This window comes from Tunturiibacter gelidiferens, assembly GCF_014201335.1.
Taxonomy (GTDB): domain Bacteria; phylum Acidobacteriota; class Terriglobia; order Terriglobales; family Acidobacteriaceae; genus Edaphobacter; species Edaphobacter lichenicola_E.
The window spans coordinates 298,835-318,809 of the sequence record NZ_JACHEB010000004.1 but is presented as its reverse complement, the minus strand read 5'-3'; the positions used below and the strand labels follow the sequence as shown (position 1 = coordinate 318,809).

General features: G+C 55.2%; 17 protein-coding genes, 1 tRNA gene and 1 pseudogene. 8 read left to right on the top strand and 11 right to left on the bottom strand.

All coding sequences use genetic code 11. The features are described from left to right. Nucleotides 1–36 precede the first annotated feature (36 nt). Complete coding sequence (locus HDF14_RS10175) at nt 37–2,748, bottom strand: sulfatase-like hydrolase/transferase (RefSeq protein ID WP_260698163.1); 2,712 nt, start codon at nt 2,746–2,748, stop codon at nt 37–39. Between the two features lie 1,356 nt (nt 2,749–4,104). Between HDF14_RS10175 and HDF14_RS10170 the strand changes: the two genes are divergently transcribed. The 4 genes from HDF14_RS10170 (at nt 4,105) to HDF14_RS10155 (ending at nt 7,270) form a co-directional block, all read left to right on the top strand. Beyond that, the gene (locus tag HDF14_RS10170) at nt 4,105–5,346 is read left to right on the top strand and encodes a PP2C family protein-serine/threonine phosphatase (protein WP_183976079.1); all 1,242 of its coding nucleotides are present in this window, start codon (nt 4,105–4,107) and stop codon (nt 5,344–5,346) included. Between the two features lie 28 nt (nt 5,347–5,374). Further along, nucleotides 5,375–6,244, top strand: coding sequence for a 5'-3' exonuclease (locus tag HDF14_RS10165; RefSeq protein ID WP_183976078.1), 870 nt, complete (start codon nt 5,375–5,377; stop codon nt 6,242–6,244). A gap of 67 nt (nt 6,245–6,311) precedes the next feature. Then, nucleotides 6,312–6,425 carry an SOS response-associated peptidase family protein gene (locus HDF14_RS27530; protein ID WP_183976077.1) on the top strand — a complete coding sequence of 38 codons (114 nt, stop codon included), beginning with the start codon at nt 6,312–6,314 and terminating at the stop codon, nt 6,423–6,425. A gap of 377 nt (nt 6,426–6,802) precedes the next feature. After that, the gene (locus HDF14_RS10155; protein WP_183976076.1) at nt 6,803–7,270 is read left to right on the top strand and encodes a hypothetical protein; all 468 of its coding nucleotides are present in this window, start codon (nt 6,803–6,805) and stop codon (nt 7,268–7,270) included. Nucleotides 7,271–7,652: 382 nt separating this feature from the next. Here HDF14_RS10155 and HDF14_RS27185 read toward each other — a convergent pair whose 3' ends face one another. Genes HDF14_RS27185 through HDF14_RS10140 form a run of 3 tightly spaced genes read right to left on the bottom strand, consistent with a single transcriptional unit; the run spans nt 7,653 to nt 9,188 of the window. Then, complete coding sequence (locus HDF14_RS27185) at nt 7,653–8,822, bottom strand: DUF3631 domain-containing protein (protein ID WP_183976075.1); 1,170 nt, start codon at nt 8,820–8,822, stop codon at nt 7,653–7,655. Nucleotides 8,823–8,853: 31 nt separating this feature from the next. Then, a complete protein-coding gene (locus HDF14_RS27525) occupies nt 8,854–9,015 on the bottom strand; it encodes a helix-turn-helix domain-containing protein (protein WP_183976074.1) in 162 nt (53 codons plus the stop codon). After that, nucleotides 9,012–9,188, bottom strand: coding sequence for a helix-turn-helix domain-containing protein (locus HDF14_RS10140; protein WP_183976073.1), 177 nt, complete (start codon nt 9,186–9,188; stop codon nt 9,012–9,014). The genes HDF14_RS27525 and HDF14_RS10140 overlap by 4 nt, the downstream gene beginning before the upstream one ends. Before the next feature lie 61 nt (nt 9,189–9,249). On the opposite strand from HDF14_RS10140, the gene HDF14_RS10135 reads away from it, so the two are divergent. Together HDF14_RS10135 and HDF14_RS27520 are read left to right on the top strand one after the other, a co-directional pair. Further along, a complete protein-coding gene (locus HDF14_RS10135) occupies nt 9,250–9,936 on the top strand; it encodes a hypothetical protein (protein ID WP_183976072.1) in 687 nt (228 codons plus the stop codon). Further along, nucleotides 9,914–10,942: pseudogene (locus tag HDF14_RS27520) on the top strand (tyrosine-type recombinase/integrase); the annotation flags it as partial. The gene HDF14_RS10135 and the pseudogene HDF14_RS27520, both read left to right, overlap by 23 nt. A gap of 209 nt (nt 10,943–11,151) precedes the next feature. Here HDF14_RS27520 and HDF14_RS10125 read toward each other — a convergent pair. The 3 genes from HDF14_RS10125 to fbp form a co-directional block, all read right to left on the bottom strand. Continuing rightward, nucleotides 11,152–11,227, bottom strand: a tRNA-Ala gene (locus tag HDF14_RS10125). A 119-nt stretch (nt 11,228–11,346) separates the two neighbouring features. After that, on the bottom strand, nt 11,347–11,610 hold the full coding sequence (locus HDF14_RS10120) for a hypothetical protein (protein ID WP_183976071.1): 264 nt from the start codon (nt 11,608–11,610) through the stop codon (nt 11,347–11,349). Then, the gene (gene fbp, locus HDF14_RS10115; RefSeq protein ID WP_183976070.1) at nt 11,607–12,623 is read right to left on the bottom strand and encodes a class 1 fructose-bisphosphatase; all 1,017 of its coding nucleotides are present in this window, start codon (nt 12,621–12,623) and stop codon (nt 11,607–11,609) included. The genes HDF14_RS10120 and fbp overlap by 4 nt, the downstream gene beginning before the upstream one ends. Nucleotides 12,624–12,688: 65 nt before the next feature. Here fbp and HDF14_RS10110 point away from each other — a divergent pair, with 65 nt between their 5' ends. Next, nucleotides 12,689–13,987, top strand: coding sequence for a M24 family metallopeptidase (locus tag HDF14_RS10110; protein WP_183976069.1), 1,299 nt, complete (start codon nt 12,689–12,691; stop codon nt 13,985–13,987). 24 nt (nt 13,988–14,011) lie between these two features. Here the strand turns inward: HDF14_RS10110 and HDF14_RS10105 are convergent, their stop codons facing one another. Beyond that, entirely contained in the window at nt 14,012–14,605 is a 594-nt protein-coding gene (locus HDF14_RS10105) for a TetR/AcrR family transcriptional regulator (RefSeq protein WP_260698161.1), read from the bottom strand. A gap of 131 nt (nt 14,606–14,736) precedes the next feature. Between HDF14_RS10105 and HDF14_RS10100 the strand changes: the two genes are divergently transcribed. Continuing rightward, a complete protein-coding gene (locus tag HDF14_RS10100; RefSeq protein ID WP_183976068.1) occupies nt 14,737–15,510 on the top strand; it encodes an SDR family oxidoreductase in 774 nt (257 codons plus the stop codon). 61 nt (nt 15,511–15,571) lie between these two features. Here the strand turns inward: HDF14_RS10100 and HDF14_RS10095 are convergent, their stop codons facing one another. From HDF14_RS10095 to HDF14_RS10085, 3 genes are all read right to left on the bottom strand, one after another. Next, nucleotides 15,572–17,488 (bottom strand): CocE/NonD family hydrolase, encoded by a 1,917-nt coding sequence (locus HDF14_RS10095; RefSeq protein WP_183976067.1) that lies wholly within the window; start codon nt 17,486–17,488, stop codon nt 15,572–15,574. 110 nt (nt 17,489–17,598) lie between these two features. Then, nucleotides 17,599–18,030, bottom strand: a complete 432-nt coding sequence (locus tag HDF14_RS10090; RefSeq protein ID WP_183976066.1) for a hypothetical protein — start codon at nt 18,028–18,030, stop codon at nt 17,599–17,601. A gap of 48 nt (nt 18,031–18,078) precedes the next feature. Further along, nucleotides 18,079–19,944 carry a M14 family metallopeptidase gene (locus tag HDF14_RS10085; RefSeq protein WP_183976065.1) on the bottom strand — a complete coding sequence of 622 codons (1,866 nt, stop codon included), beginning with the start codon at nt 19,942–19,944 and terminating at the stop codon, nt 18,079–18,081. Nucleotides 19,945–19,975: the final 31 nt, after the last annotated feature.

Below are 19,975 nucleotides of genomic sequence, written 5' to 3'. Positions count from 1 at the left end.
TGCCCGCAAACCTCGAACAAGCGGGACATTGCGACTTTAGTCTGAATCCTTTTGGATAGTTTCTGCAGCTGTAACTTTCTCCGGCTCCGAAAGTTGCGACGGGCCAACTCTGATAGTGAGTTTGTCGATCTTGCCGGTGAAGCGGAACGGGAGCTCGTAGCTTGGATCAATCGGGGTACGAGTATCCACGCCGACGTCGAAAGTTTCAAAGAATGTCACCACAAGAGGAATTGTGTGTGGAATTGTCTTTCGATCGAGGACCTTGCCATCAACCGATAACACGCCGGTGCCTCCCTTCCCTGGACCTGGCCCATCGTATTTGAAGTCAAACACAAGTTGGTGTTTGCCGGCACTTATGGTGCTGCCTTGCCAGAGGTAGCGCTTCAGATCCAGCAAATTATAAACAAACACTGGTCGGCCCTTACCTATCCCCAGGATCGCAATCGCAAAGACCGCAAGAACAGCAAGCGCCCCAAACGCCATGATGGTCTGACCGAATCGTAGTGCAGAGATCGACCACTTTCTTCTCATGGCAAGCCATGTCAGAAATAGTCCGATGAGGAATAGCAGAACTCCTCCGGCCTTGATGAATCTTCCAACGTTCCACCAATTGAAGCTTCTGCACAGGTAAAGGCCGTAGCCACCGAAGCGTCCGCCCATAGTGACGATCATTCCCTCTGCACCACCTTCGGGAATGGTCAAGTCTGCAGTCATGGTGTAGTCCCGGTCCAGAATGCTCGGCGCATTTCCAGGTGGAATGCCGGAGACCTCACCTGTGTACGTGAACTCCGTCTTGCCGGCTACCGTGCTTGGACGTGGTGTGACGATACGACTGAACGCTCTGTTGTCCATCGGGAACACGTTATATTTCGCAGCCTCGCTCAGGAAGAGCGCCTGCATCTCTTTGAGCTTGTCGGGATATTGGGCAGCTACGTCGTTGAATTGAGAATAATCCTGGCTGATGTTGTAAAGCTCCCATTTATAACCGTTGACGACATCGGGTAGTTTGCCTAGTCCCATTTCCCACGGGCCCGCAGGCGGCGTCGTACTAGCGATCCATCCGTCGTGATAAATTGCGCGGTTTCCTGCCAACTCAAAGTATTGGGTGTCGCGCTTCGATGGCGCCTCAGCATTTGCCTGGTCGAAGGTATAGGCCAAGCTCACGCCTTCGATGGGCTTCTGCTTTATTCCGTCGACTTCTTCAGGCGCTTGGATGCCAGTGGCTTCAAGGATCGTTGGCACGATGTCGATGACATGATGAAACTGTGTGCGAATCCCGCCAACGTCATTGATGTGGCCGGGCCATGAGATCGCCATACCTTGCCTGGTGCCGCCGAAGTGCGAGGCGATCTGCTTGGTCCACTTGAAGGGAGTATCAAACGCCCAGGCCCACGGCGCGGCCATGTGCGCGTAAGTCTTGTCAGAACCCCAGTCCCGATAGCTCAGCGCCTGTACGACTTCAGGAAGACTGAGGATCCCGTTATACGCAGTCATCACATTGGGTGTGCCCTGGAGACTGCCTTCAGCGCTGGTCCCATTGTCTCCGTCGATGTAGATAATCAGGGTGTTATCGAGCTTGCCTTCGTCTTGAACTTCCTGGATGACACGACCAGCTTCATAGTCTGTGTATGCGGTGTAAGCGGCAAACGCCTCTGCCTGCCGCGCGTAGATTTTCTTTTGTATGGCGGTAAGCGAATCCCATCTCGGTAAACTATCGGGCCATGGCGTGAGCTGAGCACCTGCCGGGATTACACCCAATCGCTTCTGGTTGGCGAAGATCTGTTCTCGCATCTTCTCCCAACCCATGTCGAACTTGCCCTTGAATTTATCGAGCCATTCCTTCGTCGGTTGGTGTGGGGCGTGCGAGCCGCCGGGCACGTAGTACATAAAAAACGGCTTGTCGGGCGCCGACGAATTCAGATCGCGCATGTGCTTGATCGCTTCATCCGCCAAGTCGGTGGTCAGGTTGTAACCCGGCTTATTCACCCACGGGAAGACCTGAGTGTGATCCCGAAACAAAAATGGAGTCCATTGATCGGTCTCCCCGCCCATAAACCCATAGAAGTATTCGAAACCCAGACCCGATGGCCATTGGTCGAACGGGCCCGCAGGGCTCTCTTCGAAGACAGGGGTATTGTGATTCTTGCCGAACCAGGAGGTGGAGTAGCCGTTTCCCTTGAGAATCGTACCGATGGTTGCGGCGTCTTTCGGAATAATGGTGTTGTAACCAGGGAATCCCGTGGAGAGCTCGCCAATGATGCCGGTGCCTACCGAGTGATGGTTGCGGCCTGTAATTAGCGCGGCACGGGTCGGGGAACAAAGAGCTGTGGAATGAAACTGCGTATAGCGCAGCCCCGCTCTTGCGACGCGGTCAAGTGAAGGAGTGGGGATTACACCGCCGAATGTCCCCGAGACCCCGTACCCTTGGTCGTCCGTCATGATCAGCAGGATATTGGGCGCACCCTTAGGCGGCACGATACGCGGTGCCCACCAGGGTGTCGACTCCACAGCGCTCTGCTTGATCACCCCGCCGAACGGCGGATCTGGCCGCGGCAACTGCTTTCCGTCGATTGTCGTTGTAGCGCTGGGCGAGCCCAAATCGCCAGTGACTTGCTGGCCTGAAGCCATCGCAGCCGGAAATATGGCTGCGAATGCGGCGAGCTTAGAAATAGTTCGTATCGCCTTAAATACTCGGTTTGACCATTTTGGTGAATCGAGCACGGGAACTTCGCTGCGACGCACGAACATGTTTGTCTCCTAGCTTTAGCCCCTAAATCTCCTTGCAGTTTTTAGCAAAAACATGCACGGGGGTCGCCGTTCTCATGTGACAGAGAGAATATTTCATGAGAACAGCACGTAGAAGACCAATTCACCGATGCCTCCAATGAAATGCGTAAGCGCCTAGTGGCCTCTATTTAGAGGTGTTCGGGTGCGGCCAAAGAGCGTCCGTCATTTTCATCAACTCCGATAGATCGGAGTTGACTCCGACCTGTCGGAGGGAAGAGTTTCTAGAGGAGTGTTTTGTCTCATGCCAATTGACGCCAAATCGCCGAGTCACTCATTGAGCCGTGATTGGCAACCAGAAGTGAGCTTCGTGTCAATGAAAAAGCTGTTCGACACCATTCCAAGCTAAACCCGCCGTCGCCCCTCGGCCCGGGGACTAAAGGATTGATCATCCTCGTCGTCTCTTTCCTGACTGGAAAGCAAATTCTGCAGATGTCTCTTCTTATCGGGTTAGCAGGTGTACCATTCATTCAAAATCCTGCTAAATATCGGGGAGTCATCATCGTGCGACGATCAAATCGCGTTGCTTTTCTTCTGGTGAGTCTTTTGTTTTCCCGATTTGCTCGCCCTCAGGTGCTTCACAAAACACAGCCTTCAGGCAAGGCAGTTCAGATCACACTAGGTGAATCCGAGGTGCCGCTCTATGGGCCGTGGAAGTTTACGGTTGGCGATTCGCCGGTAGATCCGACCGCCGGCCAGATGTTGTGGGCTCGGCCTGATTTCGACGACTCGAAGTGGGAGACGGTCGACCTGGCGCCTGCCAACGGGCGCGTCGACGTGATGCGGCTAGGATTTTCCGGCACTGTAAAAGGGTGGACTGATCGCGGCCACCGCGGATACTTCGGATATGCCTGGTACCGTATCCGGGTCCGAGTGACCAACAGCAATTTCAGCAGCCCGCTCGCGCTGTCGGGACCGAGTTACGTAGATGACGCCTACGAACTCTTTACTGACGGCACTCTTCTAGGCAGCTTTGGCGATTTTAGCGGCAGATACCCAAAGATCCTTGCAAGCCGACCGATATTTTTCAACCTGCCTTGGACTCCAGCAGCTCTTGCGGACTCCCCGTCAGAACACACCCTCGCTTTTCGTGTATGGATGGCATCGTTTACGGGCGCAACTCAGCCAGACGCGGGAGGTATTCATACAGCACCGGTCATCGGCACTACGGGAGCGGTTTCAGCAGCAAATCACTTGGGCTGGCTCCAACTATTCCGGGCGTACGTCTCGACTATGGTCGAGGGATCTCTCTTCCTGCTTTTAGCGGTAATAGCCTTCAGCCTCTCAAGATTTGATCGCTCCGATTTGGTCTACAGGTGGATGGGAACGATCTTTTTGTTGATCTTTCTGAATTCGGTGATCATTGTCGCCGAAGCATTTGGTCAGCACCTGGGCGCACTGACTGGCGAGTTTCTGATTGACGTCGTGGTCGGCCCGCTGATCATAGGTGGATGGGCGATCGTCTGGTGGATTTGGTTTCGCCTGGAGCATGATTGGGTTCCCAAAGCTGTCGCACTTCTCACCCTTGCTTACATGCTCTCTGCGGCGATAGGAGAGAGCTTTCTATATCCCTACGTATCAATTCATGCGGCCCAGTGGTTTTCGTGGTCCTCTATTGCCGTGAAGCTGGCCCTGTTTGGATTGATGCTTTTTATTGTTCTTTGGGGAATTCGTCGCCGCTCAGCGGGAGCCTGGCTCGTGCTCCCAGCCGTTCTTTTGTTGATGATTGGCCGCTTCGGATTTGAGCTTCAACAGTTACACATCGCGGTTCGATACATGATCTTTGGCGTCAGGATTGGATTGAGTCAGATTTCAAGCCTGCTCATGATGGTGGTGTTGTTTATCCTTCTTTTTCGCAGACTAAGGCAGTCAATACAGCGTCAGCAAGAACTCGCACTTGATGTAAAGCAAGCTCAAGAGGTTCAACGCGTTCTCCTGCCAGAGACAGTCCGACTGCCAGGCTTATCGATCGAAAGCGATTATCGTCCAGCACGCGAAGTCGGTGGCGATTTCTTTCAGGTCATTCCGAATACGCAAGATGGCTCCGTACTTATCGTCGTCGGGGATGTTGCAGGGAAAGGGCTACAGGCGGGTATGCTGGTAGCGATGATAGTTGGCACGATCCGCACAGCCACGGAAACGAGTGTAGAACCGATCAACGTCCTAAATGCTCTTAATCGTCGTCTCTTTGGTCGAGGAGGCGCGAATGCTACTTGTATCGCACTGTCTATCGAATCTACGGGTGAGGTGACCTTGGTCAACGCGGGAGGAGTGCCTCCCTATCTCAACGGCAAAGAGCTTCCGCTGGAGGGAGCTTTCCCACTTGGAATGATTGCCGCACCGGAGTTCACGGTGTCTCACCTCAAACTCGGGCAGGGCGATTCATTGATGCTCATCTCTGATGGGATCACAGAAGCTCGCAACGAAGAAGGTGAACTGTTCGGATTTGGGCGGGTATCGGCGCTATTACAGAAACGTGTTTCAGCCGCGGTCCTTGCAAGTGAAGCCCAAAGCTTTGGACAAGAAGATGACATAAGCGCCGTAACGATCACATGTGCCTAATGGTTCCTTATGAATTTAAAGGAGCGTTATGGAAGTACACCTGATTGATGGAACCTACGAGCTCTTCAGGCATTTTTATGCACTTCCATCTGCTAGAGATAGCGAAGATCGCGAAGTAGCCGCCGTGCGCGGCGTCATTGGTTCAATTTTAGGCATGATGCAGGCCGGTCGGACGTACATCGGCGTCGCGACGGACCATGTGATTGAATCATTCCGAAACCGAATGTGGCCCGGATATAAGACCGGGCAGGGTGTGGACCCCGAGCTGTTATCTCAATTCCCGTTGCTGGAAGAAACCCTGTGCGCGCTCGGAGTGACGGTGTGGCCGATGGAAGAGTATGAGGCCGACGACGCGCTGGCGTCGGCAGCCTTCCTCGCACGGGAAGACATTCGAGTTGAGCGTGTCGTCATCAGTACCCCGGATAAAGATCTTGCTCAGTGCGTTCAGGGAACGCGGGTTGTTCAACTTGACCGCCGCCGGCGTCTAGAGCGGGATGAACAGGGAGTCATACAGAAGTTCGGAGTCAAACCAAGCTCTATTCCAGACTACCTCGCCTTGGTGGGCGATACAGCGGACGGCTATCCTGGGTTGCCAGGATGGGGTGCAAAGTCCGCTGCAGCCGTCCTATCGCGATTTGGCAAGCTGGAAGCCATCCCACCTTGCGCCCAGGATTGGCATGTGACCGTCTCTAATCAAAGAAGCCTATCCGACGTTTTCAACAGTAAGCGTGAGCTGGCCCTTCTCTTCCGAGACCTTGCTACACTTCGGACTGATCTTCCCCTCTATGCAACCGTTGACGAGCTGCTTTGGAGGGGACCAACGTCAGCCTTTCCTTCCATGGCAGACCGCCTGGATAAGGCTAAGTTCTCGATGAAGCATGTTAAGCGTTCGCGGTGAGACTATAAGCCCTAAGCTCCTAAGGTCACGTCCAGAGGATTGGTAGGAAGGAAAGTAAAGCCTTGAAATGGCTGGCCTGTGGGGACCGTGGAAGAATCCGAAGACTGGACAGTGGGAAGATACGCTCGCAATCATCACTGATGATCCTAATGCGAAGATGTCTGAGATTCATGACCGTTAGGCCGTCATCCTGGAGCCGCGTGAATACCCCGAGTGGTTGAATGAGAGCGAGAGAACACCTCTTCAGCCATCGAAGCTCGCCACAACCCACTGTCATCATCAACAACACAAATGGGACCGATAGTGGAAATCCGGGGTTCCAGGAAGGCGCGCGAAATGCTCAGGCACGAGCCTCTGCTCGTGGGTCGACCAGCTCCAGTATGTCGGTGATCGACGCCCATTCTTCACAAATCGTCTTCGCCTATGCCGTCGGCAAGGCTGGGAGCGCACCAACCAGATCCAGAGCACCGCCGAGGCGTGCGCGAAACACTTGAAGGAGTTCATCGAAAAAGCCGAAAAAGTGAGCGCCCGATATCCGAGGGACTAGAGGTGTGCGGAATGGCTCTCCTATTTCAAAAAACGGATGAAGTTGATAAACGAGTCAGGGAGGAAGTAAGACGCGTATCGCGGAGTGGAGGCGTTCTTCTCATCCTTTATTTATCCGTGACCGGAACAATAGCATTCGTTTCCGGTGACAGTCTCGCCTCTTATGGGAAGGACCATCTTTTTACTATTGGTCTGGTATTCGCGGTTTGGTCGTGTTTTCCCTTTTTTCAAGAATTCCGTATCCGCACGAAAGAGATCAACTGCAAGGTGTCGGCGGTCGAAGACGCGGTAATTGCGTCGAGGGAACGTGCGTCGGAAATGCTAGAAATGCTTCGCGCAACGGATAGCAAGTTATATGATGTCTCGGGCAAGCTTCAGGGATTGGATGTGCCCGATGACGTCACATATTCGACAGGCTGCATACGAAAAGGATTGCGGGCCATCGACGAGAGATTGGGTCGTACTCAATCTACTAAATGAAGCCCCTTGGTCAATCGCTTTTTGCAGCTAGTTTTACTTTTCATCGGTCACGGTGTTGTTGCCGAACATGCCTGAGCCTCAAAACGCCAGAGAACACCTTTTCCACATTCTTGATGTCTGGAATCGTGCTCTCCCATTTCACGCCCATGTATTGAAGACCCAAGAACCAGAAATCGAGAGTCTGCCACATATCAGTTCCGCAATTCGCAGAGAACTGAGCAAAATCAGAGGCTTAGATATCCGAGTTGGCCAAAAACAGGCTCTAGGTGGAAACACTCCCATCGCATTGGCATACAGGACAAGGTTTGAAGGTACAGAACTGCCGTCCGCGAAATGGGGTTACAGCCGTCACAACCGTCACTTTTAATTGGATAGAGTGTGTTTACTGCGATAGATCATGCGTCTCATGACTATCCTGACGGAGCAAAGGGTTTGTGACGATTGTGACCCCTGTGACCCCTGTGACCCCATTAGCAACCCGCGGGCAGTAACTATCCCAGGACTGTATAAACGCGTCACGCTCGTAACCCTTACGCGTATCTGTCCCAATACGTATCGTCCCATGAGGTGTAATGTGATACTTCTTCAGTTCCCGCGCCAACGATTGCGCGTCCATTTCACTCCCTTTAAAATCAGCCCAGGGATGGCCTTCCATCTCGCATAAAGCTGAAGCGAGATCAGCGGAAAAGATCTTCGAAATGCTCCCCTCTTCAAACACATCACGAATGTCTAGGAGTAGTTGGACCCCGATGGAATTGTCCCGGGACTCGGTTGAACTGAAGAGAATTTCCAAGGCGGTCCGTGTCTCCATAGGCCATTCGCCTCCTGCATAGTCGGCAATTGCAAGAAGAGACTCGCTTATGTCCTGTTGACGATCAGTCAGGCATTCTGGAAAGAGTGGTCGAGCATTTCTCAATTCTTCCACTATGACAGCCGTTGCCCATTCCTCAAGGGCGCGCTCGATCTCGTTAGCGGGTGACTTCACCTCACGCTCTCGGAATCTTTGGACGGTCTGAGAAGCACCTTTACGTCGCATAGAGATCACAATGGAACGGCTTGCGACTGTATCCGGTATTTCCCCGATTCCAGCGATAGCTTTCGCACAAAAGACTCGAAATTCCTGCAAGTCAAAATTAGCCCCGCTGCATTTAGGGAAGTTTCCACCTCGTCTGAATCCCTCATTCAGAATTCCTCGAACAACCTCCGCCATTTCTTTGTTACCTTGAAACACAACGTCTATCTCGTCGAGCAGGAGCGTGGGTTTCTCCTTGTCCACGGTCCTTACCAATGCTGGAGCGGTCATCCCTCCCGTCTTGCAAGGTTTGGAAACCACACTTTCGAGAACTTCCAGCAGGCGGCTCCTGCCGCAGCCTTTTTCCGGGGCGGTGATGTGGAGGTATGGGGTGTAATCGGCCGCCTCAATCGCCCAAGTGTGCACTATCCAAACTGCTAGAACAGTTTCTTGGGCCCTATTTATCATGACGTATTTACGCAACCATTCCCTGCACTTATTCAACAAATTCTCCGTACTCAGCTGGCTTTGTTCGATCACAGAGCCCCCAGCGTGGGATAGCGCGAAGCTTCTAAAGGCGCTGTATATCAGAAGGCTCAAAGAGCAATCGACGGCAGACTCTCAACGGATGGAGCTTGCCATCTCTTACCCATTTCCGAACCGTATGTGGCGATACAGCCATTTGCTCCGCCACAGATGCAAGATTGAGCAGTTTCGGCGAATTTTCGTTCATTTCGCTACCATCTTCGCCAACCTAGCATTAACAACTTGATCTGGAATTTGCCATCGGCCGTCGTATTTTTTGGCTTCGATTGCACCAGAATAGAGAAGATCGTAGACATATTTGGTCGTGCATTTGAGACGTTTTGCGGTCTCAGGAACTGTCAAATAAATTTGATTTTTCATTGTGGTGCCTCCTCTGATTGCTGTTATATTTTCCTTCTTGGCTAGATACAACAACAACTTTATGAATCTAGATACACGCTTGACCATTTCGCGATTCTTAACTCTAGCCAAGCCCGGCCAAGCAAGGCTTGTGGCTGAGGAGGTGCGGGGGAAGATCGCGAAAGGGTATGTGATCGTTGATAATCCGTCGCTGATGGCTGAGAGGTTTGCGAATTGGCCAAACACGCCCTCCGGAGTGCTCAAGTTCACCCAAAAGTTCGGCCCCTTGTTGAGTACCTCCATAGTCAAAGGAGAATTCGTAATCGAACTCAAGAAATGGTATGGGTGGCATCGACTTTTTCGAGACACGTGGAATATGACCACTCCTGCCAAGCTTCCTACCCTCGAATCGATGGGCATCAGCGATATTGGTGAATTGGGTCGGTCAGTTCGATTAGGCGAACAGAGCTTCCTCACCTTCAATTCTGGGAGTGCGGAACTTCTTGTAAAGGACATGTGGACGCTGCTGGACGTCTGCCTTGCCACTATCCCAATGGAACGGCTCCGCATTTGCAAAGCTCCCGAATGCCAAAATCCCTATTTTGTCGCCCATCACATGAAGCAGACGTTGTGCAACGCAGTTGTCTGTAAGCGATGGAACATAAATCGCCTCAAGTTGGAATATTGGGATCGTGAGAAAGATACGATCTTGTCCGAACGTCAACGGAAGCGAAAGGAAGAAAAAAATGTCCCTAAAAAAGCGCGGTAAAACATGGCACACGCATTTCTTTGTTGACGGGCAACGATTCCGGCAGTCGCTTGAAACAAGTGATTGGCGCGAGGCACAAGCGAAGGAGAAAGTCCTCATCTCCGCTGCGCAGTCCGGTAAACTCTCAGCAACCAAGAATGCCGTGGCCCAACTTACCTTTGCCGACGCCGCAATTCAGTTTCTTGAGGACAGGCTGTCCCACCTCGCCCCTTGCAGCATTCAAACCGAGCGCGAGAGAGCGAAGGCAATCAATCGCCATTTGGGGAAAATTCAGGTCAGCCGAATCACGGTTGCGGAAGTACAGTCATATATTCGCGACCGGAAGACGGCAGGGATCGCGAACGCGACCGTGAACCGCGAACTGGATATTATCCGGGGTGTGCTGAAGAAGGCGAAGCGGTGGCATCATTTCTCTGACGATATTCACCCTCTCCCTGTACGTCAGAACATCGGCCGCGCCCTGACGCACGATGAAAAATTGCATCTTCTCAAGGTCGCCGCTGCTCGCCCTGAGTGGCAAAATGCGGCCTGGGCCGCCACACTCGCGCTAAATACCACGATGCGCGAATGCGAGATAAAACAATTGCGCTGGCGTGACATTGACTTGATCGAGCGCACCTTGACTGTTCGGCGAAGCAAGACGGATGCCGGGGAGCGCATGATCCCTTTGAATGCGGACGCTTGGAACGTGGTTCTCGCGCTCTATCGGCGTGCCCAAACCCTCCGTGTTCTCCAGGCGAACCATTACGTCTTCCCCGCCTGTGAAACCGCCCAGATCGACGCGACACGTCCTCAGAAGAGCTGGCGCACGTCATGGAGACACCTCACCCAAGTGATTTTCTGTCCCTCTTGCAAACGACTCCAGAAACCCGCCGACGTTTGCTCCAATCAAGAGTGCAACACAGCTATCAAAGGTTCGAAAAGCCCTTTGGCAGGTTTGCGCTTCCATGACCTTTGCCACCACGCCATTACAGAGCTTGCGGAGTCCCAGGCCAGCGATGCCACCGCAATGTCGATTGCGGGGCACGTCTCCCCAAAGATGCTTCAGCACTACTCGCACGTTCGTCTTCAGGAGAAACGAACCGCGCTCGATTCCCTGTCGATGGCTAACCCGATAGCAAATGATTTTGGGGGCAAAAGGGAGGGTTACAACACAAACAACGACACAAATGAATCGGTAAACTTTCTACCCATGCGGCAGGTTATTGGTTTCTATGGTGGAGCTGAGCGGGATCGAACCGCTGACCTCCTCGTTGCGAACGAGGCGCTCTCCCAACTGAGCTACAGCCCCCCACCAAACCCGCATCGCACACCGCTTTCGCAGGCACAACACGGCCGAAACAACATCTCCGAGTGTATCAGCAACAACCCTTACGACTCAACCGCGCGTCCTGGCCGAAACGCCCGGCATCACTCTACTGACACGCCCACCCGCCCTGTTACGGCCGTACCCGCAGCCAGTGGCTTCTCCACCACATGCCACACCTCACCCGCTTCGATCACCACGCCAAGCACCGGCACCACCAGCTTAGCTCCGCTACGAGCCACGGCCTCCAACACACCCACATTGCCAGCCCCAAACTCCGTCCTATTCAGCGCCATCTGCCATCGCTGCCGTCCCGCCACACGCGACTCCTCACGAATATCAATCACCTCTGCGACAAAGAGTTTCACTTCACCCCCACCGGACTCACCGCCGCCACCAGCGCCTCCATCTCGCGCTTGCTCCCTACACAAAACGGCGTCCGCTGATGAATCCCCTCCGGCTTGATATCCAGAATCCTCCCAGCACCACTTGTCGCCATCCCACCCGCCTGCTCCGCGATAAACGCCAGCGGATTCGCCTCATACAACAACCGCAGCTTGCCCTTCGGCTGCTTCAACGTTGGCGGATACAAAAACACTCCCCCCTTCAGCAGCGTCCGGTGAAAATCCGCCACCAGGCTCCCGATATAGCGCGAGCTGTACTCCTTCTGCAATCCCCCCGTCCGCAGCATATCCACATACCCGCGATACTCCTCCGGCCAGCCCGCAGCATTCGCCTCATTCACCGAGTAGTAACTCCCTTGCTCCGGCATCGTCATCTTCTCGTTGCTCAACACAAATGCCCCGATCGTCGGATCGAGCGTGAACCCATGCACGCCGTTCCCAGTCGTATACACCAACACCGTCGAAGGCCCATACACCACATACCCCGCCGCCACCTGCCGAAACCCCGGCTGCAGAATCGACTCCTCGAGCGTGCCCAGCTCTGCCGGCATCCTCCGCAACACGCTGAAGATCGTCCCCACATTCACATTCACATCGATATTGCTCGAACCATCCAGCGGATCGAACACGATAATGTACTTCCCAGTCTCCGCATCCCGGTTGAACGTCACCGGCTCCTCATCCTCTTCACTCACCAGCGCGGCAACGCTATCGCGCAGCCCCAGGCAATGCAGCAGCGCCTGATTCGCGTACACATCCAGCTTCTGCTGCTGCTCCCCCTGCACATTCTCCGCGCCAAACGCACCCAGCACATCGCTCAACCCCGCCGAGCGAATCTTCGCCTCGACCATCTTCGCAGCCAGCGTAATCCCACTCAGCAACCAGCTGAACGTCCCCGACGCCTCCCGCCCCGTAGCCTTCAGGGCAGCTTGCTGTTGCTGCAAAATATGCTGTTGCACCGTCGTAATCATCGCCATCGCGCCAATTCCTCACCATCAATCTTAGTTCAGCCCACTAACTCTCCCGTACACTATTCCCACCGATGCCCACACGCCGCCGCTTCCTCCTAGCCGCCGCAGCAGCCACTCCCGCCCTCACGCTCACCGCACAAGCTCAGCAATCAGAGAAACTCCCTCCCGCCATCGCCGCCCTGACAAACCGCCGCGCCGAAGCCGTCCCCATCACCCTCGCCGAGCGCGAGCAGCGCCTCGACCGCGCACGCGCCCTCATGCACCAGAACAAAATCGACGCCATCGTCATCACCACCGGCACGTCGCTCACCTACTTCACCGGCCTCCGCTGGGGCCAGTCCGAGCGCTTCTTCGCATGGACCCTCCCCGCAACTGGCGCTCCCTTCATCGTCTGCCCCGTCTTTGAAGAAGGCCGCGTACGCGAACGCATGGAAGCCAAACCCGCCACCCTACCCTCCGCCTCCACCACCCGTGTCTACACCTGGAACGAAGACGAGGACCCCTACCAACTCCTCGCCAAAGCCCTTAAGGAATCGGGCCTCGCCTCCGGGAAGATCGGCATCGAAGAACGCACCCAATTCGTCTTCGCCGACGGCATCGCCCACACCAGCCCCACCCTCACCACCACCAGCGCCACCCCCATCACCTACGGCTGCCGCAGCATCAAAACCCCCGCCGAGCTAGCTCTCATGCAGCTCGCCAACAACATCACCCTCTCCGTCTACAAAGCCTGCTACGAATCCGCACAACCCGGCATGACCAACCGCCAGTTCTCGCAACTCGTCGACACCGCCTACACCCGTTGCGGTGTCACCGGCGACGCCAGTTGCCAGGTTGGCGAGTACTCCGCGCTCCCCCACGGCTCCCTGCAACCGCAGATCATCCGCGAAGGCGAGATCATCCTCATCGACGACGGCTGCACTGTCGAAGGCTATCAATCCGACATCTCTCGCACCTTCGTCCTCGGTGACCCGACAATCGCCAAACTCGACAAAGCTCGCAAGGTCTTCGAAATCGTTCTCGAAGCCCAATCCGCCGCGCTCGCCACTGCACGTCCCGGCGTCCAATGCCAGGCCATCGATGCCGCCGCGCGCGACCTCATCACCGCCGCCGGCTACGGCCCCGACTACAGACACTTCACCCATCGCGTCGGCCACGGCATTGGGATGGACGGCCACGAATGGCCTTACCTCGTTCGCGGCAACGCCACGCCCCTCGCTCCCGGTATGTGCTTCTCCGACGAACCTGGCATCTACCTTCCCGGCGAATTCGGCGTCCGACTCGAAGACGACTGGCACCTGACCGAAGAAGGCGGCAAGATGTTCACCGCACAAAGCCCGTCCCTAGAACATCCCTTCGCCAACGCCTGACTCTTCGAAGCTAAACGGAAGCGGTCACACCAAGCCCTTCCGCACTTCGTTTAAGATCTCCTCCGCAAACGGACCATCCTCCACAGCACGAGCGAGAATCAGTGCCCCCACCATCGCCGAAAGTGCCCGAATCGAATCGCCCCGCGCCGCCCGCTTAGAACTCCACGGAAAGTGCGATGCCATGGCCTCCACGATCGCCTTCAACCGCAGCGTAAAGGGCCCCTTCACTTGCGGCTCGCGACGAATCTCAGACGCGAGTGCAGCCATAGTGCACTCTCCGCCGCCTGCATTCATGTGAGCCTTACTCAAATAGCGCCGCACATACTCAGCCTTGCCCTTAGCCGATGCCTCAGTCCCCTCCAGTCCATCGAGTGTCTTCTGCATCCCATGCAGCACGCTATCTGCCATCAACGCTTCCTTCGAATCGAAGTGGTTATAGAAAGGCCCATGCGTCAAACCCGTCGCCTTCATGATTTCGCTCACGCTCACACCTGAAAATCCGTGCTCGCGAAATAGCCGCGCCGCTTCATTCAAAATCCTCTCGTGTTTCTCTGCCGTCTCGGCCGCCGGATATCTCATCACACCACCTCCAAAATCCTCACTCTTGACATTATTCATGATAAGCATCATGCTTACAAGAACGTTATGCATGACAATCATCATGTATAAAATATTAGCTCTGAGTCGCCACCAACTCAAACGGCCCATACTCAAATTCAGTGACCTCGAAGGTAAAGGAGTAGGAACCAATGAAACTCGCAGGAAAGAAAGCTCTCATCACAGGCGGAAACAGCGGCATCGGCCTCGCCACCGCTCAGCTCTTCATAAAAGAAGGCGCAGAAGTCGCCATCACAGGCCGTGACCAGAAGACTCTCGACGAAGCCGTCAAGCTGCTCGGGCCAAAAGCGAAAGCCTACCGCGCCGACGTCACCGACTCGGCTGCTCGCAAAGACCTCTTCGCCAAAATCGCCAAAGACTTCGGCCATCTCGACATCGTCTTCGCCAATGCAGGAATCGCGGGACAGACCAAAACTGGCAGCACCGACGAAGCCGTCTTCGAAAACATCATCCGCATCAATCTCACCGGAGCCTTCTTCACCGTCGAAGCAGCGGTCCCACTCCTCAACGATGGCGCCTCAATCATCTTCAACGGCTCCGTCATCGGCACCCTGGGCCAACCCGGCTACGCCGCCTACGCTGCCAGCAAAGCCGGACTCCGCGGCATGGCCCGCTCCATCGCCGGCGATCTAGCCCCACGAAATATCCGCGTCAACGTCGTCGCACCCGGCGCTACGGAAACCCCCATCTGGAGCCGCAACGAACGCTCCGCAGAAGAAGCCGGTGAGCTCGCAAAGCGTATCGCCTCCACCATTCCCCTGGGTCGCTTCGGCAAAGTAGAAGAGCTCGCAAAAGCAATCCTCTTTCTCGCCTCCGATGACTCCTCCTACGTCAACGCTGTCGAGTTTTTCGTAGACGGTGGATCCGTAGGCACGCCCTTCGGTGGACCAGCGTTCCGCGGTTAAACACAACGGGCGATCGCGAAAACTCTCACGATCGCCCGTCAGTTCTACGACTTCCCAGCAATCAGTGCTGCGGCACCACCAGCACCTCAACTCCACTCGCCGCGCCAGCATTGCGATAAACACTCTCCGTCGCCTTCACAAACTGCCCCGGCTTCGCGAAGGGTATATCGACGAACGTCTGCGGATTCCGATCGACCAACGGAAACCACGAGCTCTGCACCTGCACCATAATTCGGTGCCCCGTGCGGAACGTGTGGTTAACATCCGGCATCTCCGAGTTCACCTCCACCATCTTCCCTGGCGTCAGTGCCGTTGGCTTCTCCCAGCTATCGCGAAACTTCGCGCGCATCGGCTCGCCCCGCACTAACTGCTCATATCCGCCCATCAAAATCGGAGCCGCTCCCAACACTCGCTTGCCGACAGCATCGGCAGGCGGATCGGGATAATCATTCGGATAGACATCAATCAGCTTCACCACAAAATCCGCATCGGTCCCGGTAGAAGCCACCTTCAACTTAGGCCGCACCGGCCCCGCGATCGTCACGTCTTCGGTCAGCGGCTCGGTCTCGTAGGTCAACACATCCGGCCGCCGCGAAGCGAACCGCTGATCGTCGTCCATATACCGTTGCGGCACCGTATCCGTTGTGTAACCCACAAACGGCACCGGATGCGCCGGATCGCTCACATACTCATCCACTCCTGTGTTCTCTGAAGGAGCCTCGAAGCTCAACTTGCCGCCATCACGAAAGTAAAGTGTCTTCGCCGACGCAGACTTAGGTGGCCACGCATCATATTTTTTCCAGACATTACTGCCCGTCTCAAATACATAAGCCTTCGGCAATACCCCGCCGTCGTGCCCCTTCAGATAGTGTTCGAAGAACGGAAACTGAATCTGCTCCCTGAAAAACAGAGACGTCTTCGAATTAAAAGTCACATCTCCAAGACGATCACCGTCTGCTCGAGCCCATCCACCATGCGTCCAGGGACCAACCACCAGCGTATTCACTGACCCCGGATTGAACTCATCGATCGCATGAAACGTCTTGAATGGCCCCGAAAGATCCTCCGCGTCAAACCAACCGCCGACAGTCATCACCGCTGCATGAACATTCTTCATATGTACAGACAGATCGCGCTTCTTCCAGTAATCGTCATACGTCATATGCACCAGCTGGTCGTGGAATAAAAAGTTCGATCCATCGAACCTCTTATCCAGATTTTCCAACGGTCCTGCCTTCAAATAAAACTTGTAACTGTCAGGTCCACTAGGCTCCGAATACTCTCCCTTATCGGGTAATGTCGGATTTTTCTGCGGCTTGAAGAAAACATAAAACCCATAGTTGGCCGACAACATAAACGTGCCGCCATGGTACGCATCATCGTTGAAGAACAGATTCGTCATCGGAGCCTGTGGACTCGCTGCCTTGATCGCCGGATGCGAATCGATGATGCTCGCCGACGTATAGAAACCCGGATAGCTGATCCCCGTAATCCCCACCTTGCCGTTATTGTTCTCCACATGCTTCAGCAAAAACTCAACGGTGTCGTACATATCCGTCGACTCATCCACATCCTTGTTCGACTTCTTATCGTCGATATGCGGATTCATCTCCTGAAACACGCCCTCACTCTCAAACCGCCCGCGCGCATCTCCACAGACGAAGATATAGCCCGACTCCAGAAGCTCCCCGCTCGGCCCCAAACGCTTCGGCAGCTGATCTTCGCCATACGGTGCGCAGCTATACGGCGTCCGCGTCATCAGAAACGGATACGGCCCCGCGTCCTTAAACGCGCCAGCCAGCGGCGTATACACCGACACGAACAACTTCACCCCATCCCGCATCGGAATCCGATATTCAAACTTTGCGTAGTGGGTCTTGATGAACTCCTCTTGACTCGACGCCGGAGCAGCCTGCCCAAGCACTCCTCGACCAACCATCATCAACAAACAAAGCACCAGCACGATCTTGCTTCTCATCAATCCCTCAAAGGAAAAAACAGAATAGAGAGAGTCTATAGCGACCACCCACTTCTGACATACGATATTTCATATCAGCGGAGTCACCCCAATGTTGTCTTGCTTCACGGTCAAGACATTCGATTCGCCGCAGACAACGCCTCAAATGCCGTTCCCGAAGCGATCGTCGCAGCTGCTTCGCTATCGGCCGACTTCCCCGCAGCAACCGCCGCCGTTTTACGAAAAACCGTACTCTCAGTCTCCGACTTGAACCACCGCGCCCCGCCGAAACCAACAATAATCGCCGTGCTCAACTCAGAAAGCCTCAGCACAACCGGCGGTGACGGCGTCATGTTGCCCGTCAGAGCAGCCGTCTGCGTCGCAAGCCAGGCGCCAACGGCGGCAACCAATCCAACCAGCACAACACCGATGTATCCGGGGCGAAAGATACCCTGTTCGATTGTCGGCAGATGAAGCCCGGAGTCGCCAATGAACACATTCACGAAGCCGCCCAGCGCTCCGCACACCGCAATAATCACAAGATCGACCACAAGATCGTGCATAGCTCACCTCGTCCTCAAAGGCCACCATCTTAGAACATCAACCAGCAATCACCGCGCCACTGGCACTCCATCAAGACTCAGCAACCGCCCCACCGGATATTGCCCAACCCGGTTCGCTGCAAACCACGGTGTGCGGTCATAAAAAAACTCCAGCCGCGCATACGAGTTCCCCGCAAACGCCGGATCGCTCGCCACCTTCTTCTCAAACTCCGCCTTCAGCTTCGGATCCTTCGCCATCATCTCCCGCGCCAGCGACTCCAGCACGTAAGCCTCGCCATACTCCTTCTGTTCGAAGATCGAATCGAAGAATCCCCACTGCAGTGCAGAGTCAGGCGCCGCCGGCTCCAACCACTCCAGCGCCACCTTCGACAGCCGCTGATTCAGCTTCACCACCGCCGACCCCGCAGGAAAACTCATCTTCTCCCGCACCACCACGCAGCTTCCATACTTCCCTGGATCGTGCGCCGCTTCGCCATTGAACGTCGGATGCCGTCCTTCAAACGGAGGCTCCTGCCACGCCATCCCCGCACACTGATACGTCTCCACATCCCCCGTCCACGCTGCGGTCGTGCGCTCCATCTCCACCTGGTGCGCGGCCAACACATCAATCACCTTCGTCCACTGCACCGGAATAATGTAGGCGGCGGGCACCTTAGTATCCACCGTCACCTTGAAGCCCTTCTGGAACGGCAGCGAAACATTCCACGGCTCATGCGAATACTCCACCCGCATCGCGCCCGAAATCGCACTCAACTCCCGCGTGTACTTGTAACCGCGAAACAAAAACGGCGTCGTCTCCCCACCCCAACCCAGAGCCAACGGGTACCTCACATTACTCAACGGATGAGCCCCCAAATCCTCAGCTTCCTTATCCGCCGCGGCATTCAGCGCGATCACCTTATCCGCATCGCGATTCATCAACTCCATCAGCCCCGCAAGAATCTCGTAGTTCCCCGTCACACGAGTCTTGTAATCCTTCAACATATGTAACTCGACCAGCATCCCTGGCCGGCCTTCCAAAATCACATATCCCGTCGAAAACCGAGGCGGATCATCATTGAACCCGAGCCCATCTGCCGGATCGTTGTCGTTCACAAGATTGATGTACGTCGGCGAAGCCAGATGTCCATGCGCATCCACATACTTCTCAAGCATCGGCGTCGCTACTTCATCCACCCACTTCACCGTGCCGCTCGGCACATTCGGCCCATCGTCGATCGTGAACGTCACGTCGTACTGGTAGTCCGCGCCGTCGGTCACATGGTCATCTACAAAAAAATCCGGCAACCAGCGATGAAACATCGCCATAAACGCTCTCGTCTCCGGCGTGTCTGCCTTCAGATAGTCGCGGTTCAAATTCAGGTTCGTCCCATTCCCCCGCCACCCCATCTCCGCCGGCCCGTCCTGATTGATCCGGTTGTACGCGCTCCTTCGTTCATGTCCATCCGCGTTGTAGATCGGAATAAACACAAACACTGCCCGCTCCAACAGGTTAGCCTTCGTCTTCGCGATCACCATATCCCGCAACACCGCGAGACAAGCATCCTTCCCGTCCATCTCCCCTGCATGAATCGAGTTCTGCACCAGCACAATCGGCCTTTTAGCCGCATGAATCGCCGCCGGATCGAACACTCCATCTCGCGAGACCACCACCACATCAAGCTCTCGCCCCTCGCCTGTCTTCCCAAAAGGCTCAATCCGCACCTGCCCCGGCGCGGCCGCCTGCACACGCTTCAGATACGTCATCGTCTCCGCGTAATCCGGCGTAGTCGCATAGCAGGTCTTCTCAGCCGGCGTAAGCCACTCCGCATCGCCACCAGGCAAGCAACTCGCAACCTTACTCGCACGAGGCTGCAAACTCGCATCGCTCACCGTCTGCCCGTTCGCCGCTCCACTCAAAGCCAAAGCTGCCATCAAACCCAAACCGCATCCCGAACAAATTCGC